General features: G+C 46.1%; 12 protein-coding genes and 9 tRNA genes. 4 read left to right on the forward strand and 17 right to left on the reverse strand.

Annotation, left to right across the window (positions count from 1 at the left end):
- The first annotated feature begins 197 nt into the window (after positions 1 to 197).
- On the forward strand, positions 198 to 1,799 hold the full coding sequence (locus L5M37_RS01440) for a methyl-accepting chemotaxis protein (protein ID WP_263199119.1): 1,602 nt from the start codon (positions 198 to 200) through the stop codon (positions 1,797 to 1,799).
- Positions 1,800 to 1,940: 141 nt separating this feature from the next.
- On the opposite strand, the gene L5M37_RS01445 is transcribed toward L5M37_RS01440, so the two are convergent.
- Positions 1,941 to 5,381, reverse strand: a complete 3,441-nt coding sequence (locus L5M37_RS01445) for a PAS domain-containing hybrid sensor histidine kinase/response regulator (RefSeq protein ID WP_263199120.1) — start codon at positions 5,379 to 5,381, stop codon at positions 1,941 to 1,943.
- 174 nt (positions 5,382 to 5,555) lie between these two features.
- Between L5M37_RS01445 and acs the strand changes: the two genes are divergently transcribed.
- The 3 genes from acs (at position 5,556) to L5M37_RS01460 (ending at position 9,806) form a co-directional block, all read left to right on the forward strand.
- Positions 5,556 to 7,508, forward strand: coding sequence for an acetate--CoA ligase (gene acs / locus L5M37_RS01450; protein ID WP_263199122.1), 1,953 nt, complete (start codon positions 5,556 to 5,558; stop codon positions 7,506 to 7,508).
- A 222-nt stretch (positions 7,509 to 7,730) separates the two neighbouring features.
- Positions 7,731 to 9,485, forward strand: a complete 1,755-nt coding sequence (locus tag L5M37_RS01455) for a DEAD/DEAH box helicase (protein ID WP_263199124.1) — start codon at positions 7,731 to 7,733, stop codon at positions 9,483 to 9,485.
- A 60-nt stretch (positions 9,486 to 9,545) separates the two neighbouring features.
- Positions 9,546 to 9,806, forward strand: coding sequence for a GrxA family glutaredoxin (locus tag L5M37_RS01460; RefSeq protein ID WP_028760344.1), 261 nt, complete (start codon positions 9,546 to 9,548; stop codon positions 9,804 to 9,806).
- A 376-nt stretch (positions 9,807 to 10,182) separates the two neighbouring features.
- On the opposite strand, the gene L5M37_RS01465 is transcribed toward L5M37_RS01460, so the two are convergent.
- The 16 genes from L5M37_RS01465 to ybgC form a co-directional block, all read right to left on the reverse strand.
- Positions 10,183 to 10,258 (reverse strand) — tRNA-Lys (locus tag L5M37_RS01465).
- 50 nt (positions 10,259 to 10,308) lie between these two features.
- A tRNA-Lys gene (locus L5M37_RS01470) sits at positions 10,309 to 10,384 on the reverse strand.
- A gap of 37 nt (positions 10,385 to 10,421) precedes the next feature.
- Positions 10,422 to 10,512, reverse strand: a tRNA-Lys gene (locus L5M37_RS01475).
- Positions 10,513 to 10,549: 37 nt separating this feature from the next.
- Positions 10,550 to 10,625, reverse strand: a tRNA-Lys gene (locus L5M37_RS01480).
- Positions 10,626 to 10,662: 37 nt separating this feature from the next.
- A tRNA-Lys gene (locus L5M37_RS01485) sits at positions 10,663 to 10,738 on the reverse strand.
- Between the two features lie 38 nt (positions 10,739 to 10,776).
- A tRNA-Lys gene (locus L5M37_RS01490) sits at positions 10,777 to 10,852 on the reverse strand.
- Between the two features lie 59 nt (positions 10,853 to 10,911).
- Positions 10,912 to 10,987, reverse strand: a tRNA-Lys gene (locus L5M37_RS01495).
- 37 nt (positions 10,988 to 11,024) lie between these two features.
- A tRNA-Lys gene (locus tag L5M37_RS01500) sits at positions 11,025 to 11,114 on the reverse strand.
- 58 nt (positions 11,115 to 11,172) lie between these two features.
- Positions 11,173 to 11,248: transfer RNA gene (locus L5M37_RS01505), tRNA-Lys, on the reverse strand.
- 142 nt (positions 11,249 to 11,390) lie between these two features.
- Positions 11,391 to 12,137: a tol-pal system protein YbgF gene (gene ybgF / locus L5M37_RS01510; protein ID WP_028760345.1), complete on the reverse strand. Its 747-nt coding sequence runs from the start codon at positions 12,135 to 12,137 to the stop codon at positions 11,391 to 11,393.
- Between the two features lie 24 nt (positions 12,138 to 12,161).
- On the reverse strand, positions 12,162 to 12,695 hold the full coding sequence (gene pal, locus L5M37_RS01515) for a peptidoglycan-associated lipoprotein Pal (RefSeq protein ID WP_028760346.1): 534 nt from the start codon (positions 12,693 to 12,695) through the stop codon (positions 12,162 to 12,164).
- 46 nt (positions 12,696 to 12,741) lie between these two features.
- A complete protein-coding gene (gene tolB / locus L5M37_RS01520) occupies positions 12,742 to 14,070 on the reverse strand; it encodes a Tol-Pal system beta propeller repeat protein TolB (protein WP_173496539.1) in 1,329 nt (442 codons plus the stop codon).
- Between the two features lie 9 nt (positions 14,071 to 14,079).
- Positions 14,080 to 15,105 (reverse strand): cell envelope integrity protein TolA, encoded by a 1,026-nt coding sequence (gene tolA, locus L5M37_RS01525; protein ID WP_028760348.1) that lies wholly within the window; start codon positions 15,103 to 15,105, stop codon positions 14,080 to 14,082.
- Positions 15,106 to 15,540 carry a protein TolR gene (tolR, locus tag L5M37_RS01530; protein ID WP_028760349.1) on the reverse strand — a complete coding sequence of 145 codons (435 nt, stop codon included), beginning with the start codon at positions 15,538 to 15,540 and terminating at the stop codon, positions 15,106 to 15,108. It abuts the gene before it with no gap.
- Positions 15,540 to 16,226, reverse strand: a complete 687-nt coding sequence (tolQ, locus tag L5M37_RS01535) for a protein TolQ (RefSeq protein ID WP_028760350.1) — start codon at positions 16,224 to 16,226, stop codon at positions 15,540 to 15,542. The genes tolR and tolQ overlap by 1 nt, the downstream gene beginning before the upstream one ends.
- Positions 16,216 to 16,617, reverse strand: a complete 402-nt coding sequence (gene ybgC / locus L5M37_RS01540) for a tol-pal system-associated acyl-CoA thioesterase (RefSeq protein ID WP_006081251.1) — start codon at positions 16,615 to 16,617, stop codon at positions 16,216 to 16,218. Before ybgC ends, tolQ begins: the two co-directional genes overlap by 11 nt.
- Between the last annotated feature and the right edge of the window lie 60 nt (positions 16,618 to 16,677).

The raw sequence follows: 16,677 nt of genomic DNA on the forward strand, positions 1-16,677 counted from the left end.
TGCAATTGCAATATTGCTCACAATTTCCATTAAAACTCTGTAATTTAGTGCATTTATTTAATCCGCCAACTGGAAATTTTATCAAAGCCAACGATGCTTATATCACTCACTTTACACAACATATCTTTCGCCAAAAGCTGACAACAACTTGAGCAGAGGGAATGGCTTAAATCGCTATACAAAGAAAAGGAGATCATATGTTCAAACTCGCTGACATCCCCGTTAATCGAAAACTCGCACTACAACTCATTATCGCCCTCGCAGGTGCCTTAATTTTACTCACTATTTCCGTCACAGCCCTAAAGCACAACCTGATGGCAGAGCGTGAAGCACGACTTAATGCCGTATTGTCCCTCGCCAGCACCCGTATCCAAGCGTTGTCGCAATCGCTCCCCCTAGAGCAAGCACAGCAAGCCGCTAAAGACATGTTGAACGACATGCGTTTTGATGGTGATAACTACTTGTTTGTGATTGATGAATCGAGGCACGTTATCGTTCATCCCATCAAAAAAGAACTGGTTGGCCAACAAATGGGTAATCGAGGCGAAGAGAATTATTGGTTCGAAATGGTCGAACTCGGCCGTGATGGCAAACAAGGATTAGTCGAATACCGCTGGACGACGGCGAATGGCAAATCAGCGCAAAAAATCTCACTTGTCATGGGATTTAAACCTTGGGGCTGGATCTTAGGCTCAGGTATGTTACTCCAAGATATCGAAGCCACCATTTGGAATGAATACCTCACCATGGGAGGCATTACATTTGTCATTATTGTGCTTATGGCTTGGCTAGGATATGCCATTAGCCGCTCTATTACTCAGCCATTGGATGATGTGAATCTGGCTATGCTCGCCATCACAAAAGGTGATTTAACGACTCAGCTAAAAATCTATGGTAAAGATGAACTTGGCATCTTAGCCCACAATATAAACCAAAGCATAGACTCCATTCGTAGCACTTTACTTCAAGCGAGTCATAGCGCTGACAATGTTGCACAAGCCTCGGCTCGTATCGCCTCAACTGCAGAGGAAACCAATCAAGCGGTAAATAATCAGCGGGATCAACTCGCCCAACTTGCCACAGCCATGAATGAAATGAGCGCCACTATCGCCGATGTAGCGAATAATGCGGAGAGCACAGCCAAAGATACCAAAGAAGCCACTTGGGAAGCTGGCCTTGGCGACCAAGATGTTCACGCCAGCGTAGATGGTATTCATGCTCTTGCCAAAGAAGTGGAGCAAGCGACGGATCAAGTGAATATGCTTAAAGAGGAAGTCATGCAGATCAGCGAGGTCACCTCTGTTATCAGCGCGATTTCAGACCAAACCAACTTGCTGGCACTGAATGCGGCCATTGAAGCCGCCCGCGCTGGCGAACAAGGGCGAGGGTTCGCTGTAGTCGCCGATGAAGTGAGGCAACTTGCCAGTCGCACTAGGCAATCGACCGAAGAAATTCAAAACACGATTTCATTATTGCAACAACGGGCCGTGAGCGCCGCTAAGGCAATGGATGCAAGCCGTGCACTGGCAGAAAACAGTGTGAATCAATCGGCAAAAGCGGGGAAGGATTTATCGCTTATTGTTGCTCATATAAAACATGTGAGTGACATGGCAACCCATATCGCCACCGCCGCAGAAGAACAAAGTGTGGTCGCAGAAGACATGAACAGAAACGTGTGCGGGATTAATAACTCAGCGCTCGAAGTCTCTGAATCGGCAACTTATTTGGCTCAAGAAAGTGAAAGTTTGGCCGAATTATCACTGAATTTAAACAATAAACTGGCCGTATTCAAACTCTAGTCATGTATTTAGTTACACCCACAAACCTGTGTCAAACCGTTTAGCCAAGATAAGCCGCATAAAAAATTACGCGATTATCTTGGCATTTCGTTAAACGTGCAGACGTCACTAAACTCATGTTACCTAGCACGTATACCAAGCTTATTTTACCAAGCTAGAAATCAAGGCACGTAGCGCGGCAGGTTTTATCATTTTCGCCATATAGTGATAGCCGCGGCGTTGCACATCTTCCACCAACTCTTTGCGGGTATTAGCGGTGATCAAAATACCGGGTAAATCTTTGCCATACAGGGCACGAATACCGTCCATCGCATCGACGCCATTTTGGCCATCATCTAAATGGTAATCCGCGAGCACAATATCAGGCGCGACGCCTTTCAGTCCTAGTTTAATGCGTGCATCGGATAAATCTTTTGCACAGATAACCTCACACTGCCAGCGGCTTAATAGGCTTTCTAATCCAGCTAAAATGGCCTCTTCGTTGTCGATACACAACACTTTGATACCCGACAACGGCTGCAGCAGCGACGGCAACGCTTTCACTTGTGGCTGACGCACAGTTTCTCCAAGCGGAACACAAATGGAGAAGACCGAGCCGCGCCCTAAATGGGACGAAACCTGAATACCGTGTTCTAACACTTTACTGATGCGATCAGCAATCGCCAGACCTAAGCCCAAGCCGCTAACATTGTTGCTCTTAGGATTATTCAACCGCTTAAATTCTTTGAAAATTTCTTGAGTTTCTTTTTCATCAATACCACAACCCGTGTCTAACACTTGGATTTCAAGGTAATGACCTCGATGACGGCAACCAAATAACACTCTGCCACCGCGAGCATAACGGTAGGCATTGGTTAAAAAGTTTTGTAATACTCTGCGCAGTAACGAAGGATCAGAATTAACGGTTGCGCTGCATGGGACCATCTTAAAACGAATTTGGTTATCCGCTGCCATCGCCTCAAATTCCACCGATAACCCATTGATAAGTTCTGAAATCGCAAAGTCACGGCGATTAACATCCACCATACCTGAGTCGAGTTTAGAAATATCCAATAGGTCGGTGAGCAATTCGCCGGCAATTTTTAGCGAGCTATTCACATGGGATAAGGTGGTTCTGGCCTCACGATCTAGATTGGGATACTGAGATAACGACGCAGTGAACAATCGCGCAGCATTAAGTGGCTGCATTAAATCATGGCCGACGGCGGCCAAGAAGCGACTCTTAGAAGCGTTGGCGATTTCTTCCTGCGCTTTAGCCTCGAGTAACTCACTGTTCAACATGGCTAATTCATAGGTACGTTCGTTAACGCGGCTTTCTAAGGTTTCATTGGCCTCGAGCAGCGCGCGCTCCTGTTCGCGATACTGAGTAATGTCGGTAAAAGTCATCACAAAGCCGCCATCTGGCATAGGATTTCCCTGAATTTTTATCACTTTACCGTCTCTGCGATGGCGCTCAGAAGTGTGCGGTGTGCCATTACGCATATGCTGCACCCGCTGCTCAACCTGCTGTTCTATTTCCCCTTCACCACAATAACCTCGCGCCGCATTAAAGCGGATCACTTCACTGATGGGCATGCCCTGCTGCAAAAATCCATCGGGATATTGATACAGCTCCACATATTTGTAATTCCATGCCACAAGATTGAGATCGTTATCGATAACACTCATGCCTTCATAGGCGTGCTCAATCGCGCCGCGCAACATGTCTTGACTGAGCATAATCTTCGATGAGGCTTCATCGACCAGACTAAAGACTTCATCCAGCGCTAAATCGCGCCCTTGCAGCACGGAATCCATCACTAGCGCTGCGCTTGAAGCGCCGAGTACGCCCGCCAATAAACGTTCAGTGTGGGAAATCAACTCCGGCGGCGCCGCTTTATGCCAACTATCACTTTTTACCGCATCAATCGAGAAACGGCTAAAGCTCTCGTAGGCGCGTGTTGGGCTAACGAAGCGACTCGCCAGTATCAGTAAATCTTGCTGTGAAATCGGACCATTTTTCTTATTAGCGCTGTTTTTCAATTTGCCAGGGCTCACAAAAGCACTGGCCTGAATACGCTCAGCCACACCGGCTCTAAACCAAATAGAACCCAAAATATAACAGGCGATATTGGCAAAAAGAGCCGTCAGTGCATCACGCACATTGGGCGTTATCGCATCTAGCAGGCCTTTCTCGCTCGCGACACTAGACAAGAACGCCGATGAACTTTGCACATCGGTCATGCCCTGCAACATGATGTAGAACCACAGCGAAAAGCCCACGCCGAGTCCTAAAAATACCCCAGCACGATTGCCGTGTTTCCAATAGAGTCCACCGACTAAAGCTGGCGCAAGTTGGGCAAAAGCCCCAAAAGACAACATGCCTAAATGGGACAAGGAATCACTGTCTGATAATGCCAAATAGCTGCCATAGCCTAAGCCAAGAATAATCACGATCGCCAAGCGGCGGGCATTAAGTAACAGGTGCGAGAACTGACTGAAGTTTTTCTCGCGGATATGGCCTGTGCGCAGCATCACGGGCACCAGCCATTCGTTACTTACCATCACACTGATAGTCACCACCGCGACTATCACCATGCCGGTTGCCGCCGAAAGTGTGCCCAGCAGTGCAATCACCGCCAGCAAAGGTTGGTCTAAGGCGAGTGGTAGATTAATCACATAGGTATCGGCCGACACAGAATCGCCGAGGATAATTTTCCCTGCTAAAGCGAGCGGTCCAACGAATAAACCAAAAAGCGCTAAATAGATGGGAAATAGCCAACGCCCCTTTGACAACACGGACTCATCGGCGCATTCCACCACCATTACATGGAACTGCCTTGGCATACATAAAAAGGCCGCCATTCCGACGAGTAACTCAGGCATTAAAGCTTCAATACGTGGATTGGGATAATTAATTAGTGACTGCGCATTGGCCTGCTGCCAAATATCCCCAAAACCATCGAACACTCCGAAACAGATGACGATGCCGACCAACAAAAATGCGGCCAGTTTCACCAGAGACTCAAAAGCAATCGCAAGCATCATGCCGGGATTATGCTCGGTCGCATCGAGTTTGCGAGTACCAAATAAAATGGCAAATATGGCTAACAGCGAAGTGATCAGTAACGGAATCGTCACGCCATCGAGGGGATCGTCTGCGGGTTGAAACAAATTAAGGCTGAACACCATCGCCTTAAGCTGCAGGGCGATATAGGGCATGATACCAAACAAGGCGATTAAGGTGACTAAGGCGGCTAAAGTTTGAGATTTGCCATAACGGGCGGCAATAAAGTCGGCCACTGAGGTGATATTTTGCGCCTTAGACACTAATACCATCTTGCGTAACATGCCAAAACCTAGAGTAAAAATCAGAATAGGGCCGATAAAAATCGGTAAGAAAGACCAAAAATCCTTAGCCGATTGCCCAACTGTGCCTAAAAAACTCCACGAGGAGCAATAAACCGCTAAGCTCAGACCATAGATAACGACCTGAAGCTTTTTAGTGATCTGAGTAAACCAACGCTCCGCCCCCCAAGCCAATAGGAATAAAAGCGAGACATAACAGACGGCAATAACAGCAACGACTAAGGTTAAATTCATACTTTGCTCTTTTTTCTGATTATTGTGCGATAAAACCTGTCTAAAATCTAGCCGGATTTTTAATGCAACAGACTAAATATAAAGGAAAATTTAACACTAGACCAAGGTCTAATGGAGTTGCCGCCCCCTTGCATACCATACTCAGTCCACGCAATTTTTCAAAAGGGAAGCCCTATGAGCTCGCAGTCTCTCTACAAAGTCTCCGGCAATATCGCTGCCAATGCACTTGTAAACAACGATAAATATAAAACAATGTACCAAGAGTCGATTGTCAATCCTGAAGGTTTCTGGAGAGAACACGGCAAGCGTATTGATTGGATTAAACCTTATACCAAAATTAAAAAAACCTCTTTTGATGACCATAACTTATCGATCAATTGGTTTTACGATGGCACCCTGAATGCTTCTGCCAACTGTTTAGATCGTCATTTAGCCGAACACAGTGATCGCGTGGCGATTATTTGGGAAGGCGATAACGCCAGCGAACAACGCAAAATCACCTACGGTGAATTACATGCAGATGTGTGTAAGTTTGCCAACGCACTGCGCAGCCAAGGCGTGCGCCGCGGGGATATAGTCACAATTTACATGCCTATGGTGCCAGAAGCCGCAGTCGCTATGCTTGCCTGTGCCCGTATCGGTGCGGTGCACTCAGTGGTCTTCGGTGGTTTCTCACCGGATTCAATCGCCTCTCGCGTGATTGACGGAAAATCCAAAGTCATCATTACCTCCGATGAAGGTATGCGCGGTGGCCGTGCAATTCCATTAAAGCGCAATATCGATGATGCCTTAAAGCACCCTGATGTCACTACTATTGAAAAAGTTATAGTGCTGAAGCGTACTGGTGGCAAAGTAGATTGGGTAGAAGACCGTGATGTGTGGTGGCATTCACTGATGGAAACCGCATCAGAGCACTGCCAACCAGAAGAAATGGACGCAGAAGCGCCGTTATTCTTGCTTTATACCTCAGGTTCAACCGGGAATCCCAAGGGCGTATTGCACACCACTGGCGGCTACATGGTTTATGCGTCTATGACCCATGAATATGTGTTCGACTACAAAGCGGGTGAAGTGTACTGGTGTACCGCGGATGTGGGTTGGATCACTGGCCACTCTTACATGGTTTACGGCCCGCTCGCCAATGGTGCGACTGTGCTTATCCATGAAGGTGTGCCGAATCATCCAAGCCCTGCCCGTTTAGGCGAAATGATTGACCGCCATAAAGTGAACATTCTATATACAGCGCCAACGTTAATTCGCGCACTGATGGCCGAAGGTAAACAACACTTCGATAAGTTCGATGGTAGCAGCTTGAGGATCATGGGCTCGGTAGGCGAACCTATCAACCCAGAAGCGTGGCGTTGGTACCATGAGGTCATAGGTCATGAACATTGCCCTATCGTCGATACTTGGTGGCAAACTGAAACGGGCGGCATTTTGATCACGCCACTACCAGGTGCGACCGATACTAAACCTGGATCAGCTACCCGTCCGTTCTTTGGCGTTCAACCCGCCTTAGTTGATAACATGGGGAATATTTTAGAAGGTGAGAACGAAGGTAACTTAGTGTTACTCGATTCTTGGCCGGGCCAAATGCGTACTGTGTATGGCGACCATGAACGATTTGTACTGACCTACTTTAAAACCTTCCGTGGCATGTATTTTACCGGTGACGGTGCCCGCCGCGATAAGGATGGTTACTACTGGATCACAGGCCGCGTCGATGACGTGATTAACGTATCCGGCCACAGATTAGGTACAGCAGAGGTTGAAAGTGCGCTGGTATCACACGAACTGGTTGCTGAGGCTGCAGTAGTTGGCTACCCACATGATATTAAAGGCCAAGGTATTTATGCGTATGTCACGCTAACCCGCGGCACTGAAGAAACCGAAGAGCTACGTCAAGAGCTGCGTCAATGGGTCCGTAAAGAAATTGGTGCGCTGGCAACCCCAGATCTCATCCAATGGGCGACGGGCTTACCTAAGACACGTTCAGGCAAGATCATGCGCCGCTTCCTGCGTAAGATTGCCGCTAACGAAGTGACCAACTTAGGGGATGCATCAACCTTGGCCGATCCAGCGGTGATCGAGACCTTGATTGAATCACGTTTAAATCGTACTGAGTAATATCCGAGTCACGAATAACGTCCACAACGCTTAGTCTATGCCCAATAGGCTAAGCGTAACCTGAACCTCCCTTTTTAAACCTCAGGTTAAAAGTGAACCCTGTTGAGAGAGAGTGTGTGATTGCTCCTTTCTCTAGCTTGCCCCTCCAACCAGGGGCATTTTTTTTGCCTGTTATGTTAAGCTTGCGACCTCACTTTTATTCAGCATAGATTTTTTATCAGCGTGTCAGTCAAACTCAGAGACTATCAACAACAAGCGGTTAATGCCGCCATCGCCCATTTTAGGCAAAGCCAAGCTTCCGCCGTACTTGTATTGCCCACAGGCGCCGGCAAAAGCATAGTGATCGCCGAACTGGCACGCATCGCCAAAGGCAGAGTATTAGTGCTCACCCATGTGAAAGAATTAGTTGCACAAAATGCAGAGAAAGTCGGTTTACTGACAACCGAAGCCAGTATTTATGCGGCGGGACTCAATCAAAAAGCCACCGACGGAAAAACCGTTGTTGCCAGTATTCAATCGGCAGCGCGGGGATTAACGCAGTTCGATCAGCCGTTCTCGTTAGTTATTATTGATGAATGCCACAGAGTCAGCCTAGAAAAAACCAGCCAATATCAGCAAGTACTCAACCATTTACGCACGAAAAATCCCCAATTAAGATTGCTCGGTCTCACCGCCACGCCCTATCGCCTTGGCACTGGCTGGATTTATCAGCAACACTATCACGGCAAAGTGGGGTCTCCCGAACATGCCGTGTTCGAACATTGTGTGTTCGAGCTGCCCATAAGGCCGCTCATTAAGCAAGGTTACCTCACAGCGCCAACCCTGTTTGATGGCCTCAGTGCCCAGTACGATTTCAGCCAACTTAAAGCAAACGAGAATGGCGAATATGCCGAAGCCGAGGTTAACGATTTACTGGGACATTACGGCCGCGCGACCACTGCGATTGTGAAACAACTCATTGAACTGAGCCAACATAGAAAAGGCATTATCATTTTTGCGGCAACGGTGCGCCACGCTAATGAGATTTTTGGCCTACTCAACCAAGCTCACGCTGCACAAAGTGCCATTATCACAGCACAAACGCACGACAATGAACGTGACGCGACGATTGAACGCTTTAAAGCCCAAGAGCTTAAGTTTTTAGTCAACGTGGCTGTGTTGACGACAGGCTTCGACGCGCCCCATGTGGATTTGATTGCAATTTTGCGCCCTACCGCCTCAGTCAGTCTGTTTCAACAAATGATCGGCCGTGGATTGCGAATCGCTGAAGGCAAAAAAGATTGTCTTATCATCGACTATGCTGCCAATGGTTATGACTTGTATTTCCCTGAGGTCGGCCAAGCGAAACCCAACAGTAAATCGGTCCCCGTGCAAGTGCATTGCCCAGTATGCGATTTTGCCAATATATTCTGGGGACTCACGGACGACGATGGCGACATTATCGAACACTTTGGTCGCCGCTGTCAGGGCATAGTCGAACAGCAAGGTAAAAAGCTGCAGTGCGACTTTCGATTTAGATCTAAATCTTGCCCTGATTGCGGCGAAGAGAATGATATCGCGGCGCGCATTTGCCAGCACTGCCAATCGACCCTCATCGATCCCGATAAACGCCTACGCCAAGTGCTCAGCCAGCAGCACCATCATTTATTCCGCTGCCAGCATATGAGCCTCATCGACGATGACGGCAATCTGAAAGTGCAGTACCTCGATATCGACGGTAATGAATTCAATCGCCGCTTTAAATTACAAACGCCGGCCCAGTGGCGAACCCTATATGCCTTATTCATCTTTCCCCATAGCCGTACACCGGGATTAAAACCGAAAAAGTACACTAAGGTGACAGAGTTAATCAGCGATGCGGATAAATTCCGCATGCCCGATCTCTTGCTGCTGAAGAAACATAAAAAAGGCTGGGATCTGCTCGAAAGCTATTTTGATTATCAAGGTCGCTATCAAACTGAAAATAAACGCGGCTGACATTATCAATTCACTTAGGCCTATGGTATAAAACGACTAAAGTAATCCTAAGGAGCTATTATGTTCGTTGTTATTTTTGGCCGTCCTGGCTGTCCTTATTGCGTTCGTGCTGTGCAATTATCTGAGCAACTCGTTGAAAAACGTGATGACTTTAAGTTCAGATATGTCGATATCCATGCAGAAGGCATCTCTAAAGCAGATTTAGAAAAAACTGTCGGTAAGCCAGTTGAAACCGTACCGCAGATTTTTGTCGATGAGAAGCACATAGGTGGCTGCACAGATTTCGAGCAATATGTTCGTGAAAACAATCTGTTAGATTAAGCGCTATAGATATGTAATCCGCTTAATGCAAAAGGAGACCTAAGGTCTCCTTTTTAGTCTTTATCACAACCAAGTGGGATTAGAGCTTTCCATAAATAGTGCTCGGTACAAAACTGCCTAGACCCCCCCAGAATTATACGCGCCATTGTCATCATCACTGCACATAATGCCAGCTTTAATATAATCGCCAAACTCAAGATACATTTCTTTTTAAAGATGCCGCATTAGTCGAACTTGCTAATGCCAATAATTATGTTAGAAAAATATTTTGCAGTGGAATAAGTAAAACGAAGGTATTAAATTCTGTACTCAGTATTGGAGTTTAACGTGGGACATTCAGGGGGAAATTCGAGAGAGATACAGCTGAAAAAATAAGTGGTGGGTCGTGAAGGATTCGAACCTTCGACCAATTGGTTAAAAGCCAACTGCTCTACCGACTGAGCTAACGACCCATCTATTGTCTATTAAAACTGTTACTCTGATTTATACACTTTCAGTAAAGTGGTGGGTCGTGAAGGATTCGAACCTTCGACCAATTGGTTAAAAGCCAACTGCTCTACCGACTGAGCTAACGACCCATCTGATGTTGCGCTGATTTATGCACTTTCAGTAAAGTGGTGTGTCATTAAGGATTAGAACCATTCGACTGATTGGTTAAAAGCCAACTGCCCTCGCTTTATAAAAAAAGCGACTGAGCTAACGACCCATCTGGTGTTGCACTTATTTATACACTTTCAGTAAAGTGGTGGGTCGTGAAGGATTCGAACCTTCGACCAATTGGTTAAAAGCCAACTGCTCTACCGACTGAGCTAACGACCCATCTGGTGTTGAGCTGATTTATACACTTTCAGTAAAGTGGTGGGTCGTGAAGGATTCGAACCTTCGACCAATTGGTTAAAAGCCAACTGCTCTACCGACTGAGCTAACGACCCATCGAGGTATAACGCTGATTTATGCACTTTCAGTAAAGTGGTGGGTCGTGAAGGATTCGAACCTTCGACCAATTGGTTAAAAGCCAACTGCTCTACCGACTGAGCTAACGACCCATCTAGGTATTACGATAAAAATGTTCACTTATTTTGGCATCAACAATGCGAATAATAAGTGGTGGGTCGTGAAGGATTCGAACCTTCGACCAATTGGTTAAAAGCCAACTGCTCTACCGACTGAGCTAACGACCCATCTGGTGTTACGCTGATTTATGCACTTTCAGTAAAGTGGTGCGTCATTAAGGATTAGAACCATTCGACTGATTGGTTAAAAGCCAACTGCCCTAGCTTTATAAAAAAGCGACTGAGCTAACGACCCATTGTACTACTGACTATCTCATTAAATACCACTAACTTATTCTATTCATTAGAGTAAGTGGTGGGTCGTGAAGGATTCGAACCTTCGACCAATTGGTTAAAAGCCAACTGCTCTACCGACTGAGCTAACGACCCATTTACTGGTATTTCACGCCCCGAACGACCTCGCCGCTCTGAGGGCGCCTATAATACCTTTTTCATCTTCTCATGCAAGCGCAAATTCCCAATTTTTTGTCGTTTGCATGAAAAACAGACTAAGAGTATGTTTTTTAGTTAATTACGCTTTAATTGCAGCCAGTTGCTGCTGTGCAATGCGTGCTGCGGCGCTGTTTGCGTAATCTTTGACAACTTGTTGGTAGTATTGCATCGCACCAGCTTTATCACCGGTTTTCTCGGCGATCATGCCAAGCTTCACTAAACTATCTCCACGTTTATTAGAATCACTAAAACGATCAACCACAGTTTTGAAGGCTTGTTTGGCTTCTGCAAATTCGCTCTTATTAAATAATAGCTGTCCTAACCAATAGTTCGCATTCGCGGCATACACAGAGTCTGGGTATTGTTTGATAAAAGCACGGAAGGCAGGAATGGCATCGTCATACTTACGCTCTTTTAAGACTAAGTTAACGGCATTTTCATAACTTGCAGTTTCACTTAAACTACTTGCGGCAGCATTGGTCGATACCACAGAGGGGATTGATGTCGCTGCAGCTGCAGGTGCGGCAGATGCCTTTGAGGATAAATTAGCAAGCTCATCATATAACTGACGCTGACGCTCTTGCATCTGCTCAATCTGATAATTCTGTTGTTCGGTTAAACCGCGTAAATCGAGAACTTCCTGCTGCAGTGTATCAAGACGACGTTGCATCTCGAGCTCACTTTGTTGTCTCGATTTTACAATACGTTCGATACGAGCAAGTCTGTCATCACCCGAACCACCAGCAATATCTTCCACAGGAGCAGGCGCTGCAACCGCAGCGCCCGCACCAAGGAACATTGCCGTAATTAAGACGGCACGTTTCATTGTGTTACTCTCCGAGATTCAATCTTAGTAAACTAAAACTGCACGACGGTTTTTGCCAAAACCTTCATCAGTGCGAGAAAAATCAAGTGGTTTTTCTTCGCCATAGCTGACTACGCTCATTTGGCTTGGCTGTACGCCCATACCTTGTAGGTATTTAGCAACGGCTTTAGCACGACGTTCGCCCAGAGCAATGTTGTACTCAGGAGTGCCACGCTCGTCCGCATGACCTTCAATCAGTACGCGCACACTTGGGTGCTCAACTAAGTAAGTACCATGAGCTTCTAATACAGCGGCGAATTCAGTTTGAACTTCACTGCGGTCGAAATCGAAGTAAATGATGTGTTCTTTTCTCAACTCTTCTAACTGCTGACGTTGCTGCTCTTCAGATGACAACATAGCACCCACACCACCAGTTTGAATGCCACCATTCAGTTCGCTACCTGAACCGTTTGTTGAGCCCATTGCATCAGTTTCTGATTCTGAAGTTGAGCTACATGCACTAATAGCCATAATTGGAAGTGCTACCAACATAGCTTTTAACAACTTATTCAGATCCATTACGTGTTCCTTATAAAATTAAATGTGATTAAATCAAGGTATAACATTAGAGAAACGGAGACCAAGAAGGTGATTTCACCTCGCCTTGACCCACGGGTAATCTCGCTTTAAAGCGTCCATCCGTAGAAACAGCTGCTAATACTTGCTTACCTTGGTGTGTAGTGCCATATATGACCATAGTACCATTAGGCGCCACACTTGGGGATTCATCCAAGCGTGTAGAGGTTAGCACCTGCATAAAACGCGTATTTAAATCCATACGCGCAATATTAAACTTACCGTTAGTACGGTTAACAAAAATCATACTACGTCCATCTGGCGTAATTGAACCGCCAAGGTTCCATTCACCTTCAAATGTTTCACGACTCACTTTACCTGAACTTAACTCTACGCGATAAATTTGCGGTCTACCACCACGTTCAGAGGTGAAAATCAACGACTTCCCATCAGGATACCATGATGGTTCAGTATCGATAGCATAGTGATTGGTAATACGCTTAATCGCTTTTGTCGCAATATCGATAACATAGATCTCAGGCTGACCATCCTTAGACAGCGTCACAGCCAAAGATTTGCCATCAGGAGAGAAAGCCGGCGCACCGTTAATACCAGGGAAAGAGCTCACTTTAGTGCGCACTTGGGTATAAAGGTCTTGTACGAAAATCTCTGCTTTTTTATTTTCAAAGCTAACATACGCCAAACGACGCCCATCAGGCGACCAAGTAGGTGACATTAATGGCTCAGGTGAGCGCAGTAACATTTGCTCGTTAAAACCATCATAGTCAGCAACCATCAACTGATAAGGTGCTTTTTGAGTATGATTGACCACGACGTAGGAGATCCGCGTTAAGAATGCACCGCGAATACCGGTTAACTTTTCATAGACGATATCGCTAATTCTATGACCATATTGACGAAATTGCGCTGCTGAAATCACAGTTTGGCGACTGTCCATCAAAAATTCTGTAGCGCTGACTGAGCCTTTCAATGCTTGGTTTTGTGCTTTAACTAAATCGATTAAATCAAAACTCACCAAATACTGATCGGTTCCGTAAGGTTTCACAGTACCTAACACCACAGCTTCTGCGCCAACGCTAGACCATGAACTAGGTTGAAACTGAGCCAAAGCACCAATATTGCGCTGAGGTAGTCCGAGCTCGTCTAAAGGTTTAAAGGTACCGCTACGAGCCAAGTCAGACATCACCACATCAGCAATCGCTTGTGGCGGTGCGCCAGGACCTTGCCATACAAAAGGCATCACAGCGATGGGACGCGCTGCGTCAACACCTTCTGTGATCACAATATCCAATGCCGCTTTCGCGGGGGTGGCGCACAGCAGAACTGCCAGTGCTAACCATTTTGCCAATATTTTCATGGTGCTCCTTTAATTAAACGTTGGTTCAACGATTAAGTTAATTTCTTTCATCAAGTTATAAACCGCAGGATCCGGAGACACAGGCAGTTTGCCCGCTTTCAAAATCGCCGCTTTTGCTGCACGACAAACGTTGGGATCACCACCTTTTGTTTGGCTGCTGATCACAAACCCATCATTCGCTAAACGCACAGAGACAGTACAAGTCTTTCCACGCATAGATTCATCCACTACCAAATTACGTTGAATAGTTGATTTTATCATTGCCTGATACTTACCGACTTCACTCTGCATCTGCTTATTCATGGTTTGCGACAGCGCCGCTTGCTCAGCCGCTAATGCATCAGCCATTTCCTGCTCTTGATCGGCAAGGGCTTTAGCATCTGCTTTAGCTTTAGCATCTGCTTTAGCTTTAGCATCTGCTTTAGCTTTAGCATCCGCTTTAGCTTTGGCATCTGCTTTAGCTTTAGCATCTGCCTCCGCTTTAGCTTCCGCATCTGCTTTTTGCTTACGGTCAGTTTCAGCTTTCACTGCAGCAGCTTCTTCAACCTTGCGTTTTTCAGCGGCTTTTTGTGCGGCGTCTTCAGCAACCTTACGCTCCTGCTCTTTCAGCTTACGGTCAGCTTCGGCTTTGACCGCCTTTTCCTTTTCCTGCTGCTGTTTCACCTGGGCTAATTTGGTCGCTTCATTGGCTTTTTGAATCTCAATTTCCTGCTGCTTACGTTCTTGCTCTAGCTGTTTAATCTGAGCTTGTTCGCGCTCGCGTGCCTGTTTCGCTTCTTGAGCTTTGCGTTCAAGCTCGGCTTGACGTTCTTGCTCACGGCGTTCGGCATCACGCTTTTCTTGCTTAAGTTTCTCAACTTGATTAGCCACTTTTTGCTGATCAACCATAACCGCTTTGATTGCTGGTGCGCTAACTTGTTGCATAGGCTCAGGTTTGTGAGAAAAATCTATTCCTAATGCCAGAATAATTATCACGCCAATATGAATACCCGCTGAAATTGACAGAGGTAATGTTACATCTGACTTATCTGCCACCTATTTCTCCTTGGGTGAATCCGTCATCAAACCGACTGATGGCACGCCAGATTGCTGCAGTGTCACCATCAACTGAATCACTTTATCGTAAGGAATATTTCTATCGGCTTTAACCACAACAGGACGTTCAGGTTCAGTCACGATAAGTGCAGCCACTTCCGTTGCCAATTCTTCCAAATCCATAGGCACATTCGTTGAACCGCCTTTATTGAGGAAGTAATCACCATCACCATCGATTGAAGCAACAATGGGCGGCTTACTGTCATTGGGTAAAACTTCTGCCGCCCCTTGAGGCAGCTCCACTTTGACCCCTTGGGTCACTATGGGTGCTGTTACCATAAAAATAATTAACAGCACGAGCATGACGTCGATATAAGGCACCACGTTGATTTCAGCAACGGGGCGACGACGTTTGCGCTGATAAGCTGGTTGCATTATGCCCCTTCCTTCTCACTGTATGCTTGGCGATGCAAAATGCTGGAGAACTCTTCCATAAAGTTTGCGTAAGCCATTTCTAATTTATCGACTTGAGTCGAGAAACGGTTGTACGCAATTACCGCTGGAATTGCAGCAAATAAACCCATAGCCGTTGCAATCAAGGCTTCAGCAATACCGGGTGCAACCATAGCTAAGGTGGCATTTTCCATCGAACCAATAGCGATAAAAGAATTCATGATCCCCCATACAGTACCAAATAAACCGATATAAGGGCTAGTCGAACCAATCGTTGCTAATAACGGCAAGTTAGCTTCTAACTTTTCCATTTCGCGAGACAAGGTCACACGCATAGCTCGCGATGTACCATCCATGACGGCATCGGGCACTTTGCTATTTAATTTATTCAGGCGTGAATATTCCTTAAAGCCAGTCACAAATAATGACTCTAAACCGCTATTATCTGGACGAGATGATAATTCTTTATACAAACGGTTTAAATCAACACCTGACCAAAATTTGTCTTCAAACTTCGCCGATTTACTTTTTGCGGATGTCAGTAAGCTACGGCGTTGTAAAATCACCGTCCAAGACATCACCGACAAGCAAAGTAAAGTGAACATAACAAATTTCACTAATAAACTGGCTTGTAAAAATAACCCAACAATCGACATATCAGCTTGCACTGTCAAACTCCTGCACAATATTTAAGGGAATAGCTCGGGGACGCATACGTGATAGCGCAACACAAACAACCAGCACTGTGCCTTCACAATAACAGTCTCCCTGTTTATCGACCAAGCGTTGATGAAAGATCAACGAGGCCTTTTTCAACTCTATGACCTTAGTTTCAACAATAAGGTTCTGTTCAAAACGTGCTGCTTTGCGAAAATCGAGTTCCGCACGCTTTACGACAAAAGCGGTGTCGTCGGCTAATAACGCAGTCTGACTCACGCCAAGGGCTTTTAGCCACTCGGTTCGCGCGCGCTCAAAAAAGTTGAGGTAGTTCGAATGATAGACAACGCCACCAGCGTCGGTGTCTTCGTAATAGACTGAAATTGGCCAATGAAACATCATTTGAAAATAAGCAAATTTTGGTTGAAAAATTGACGCTTACTATACCTAGGGAAACAAGAC

It is taken from the genome of Shewanella sp. SM69 (genome assembly GCF_025653985.1).
In the GTDB taxonomy this organism is placed as follows: domain Bacteria; phylum Pseudomonadota; class Gammaproteobacteria; order Enterobacterales; family Shewanellaceae; genus Shewanella; species Shewanella oncorhynchi.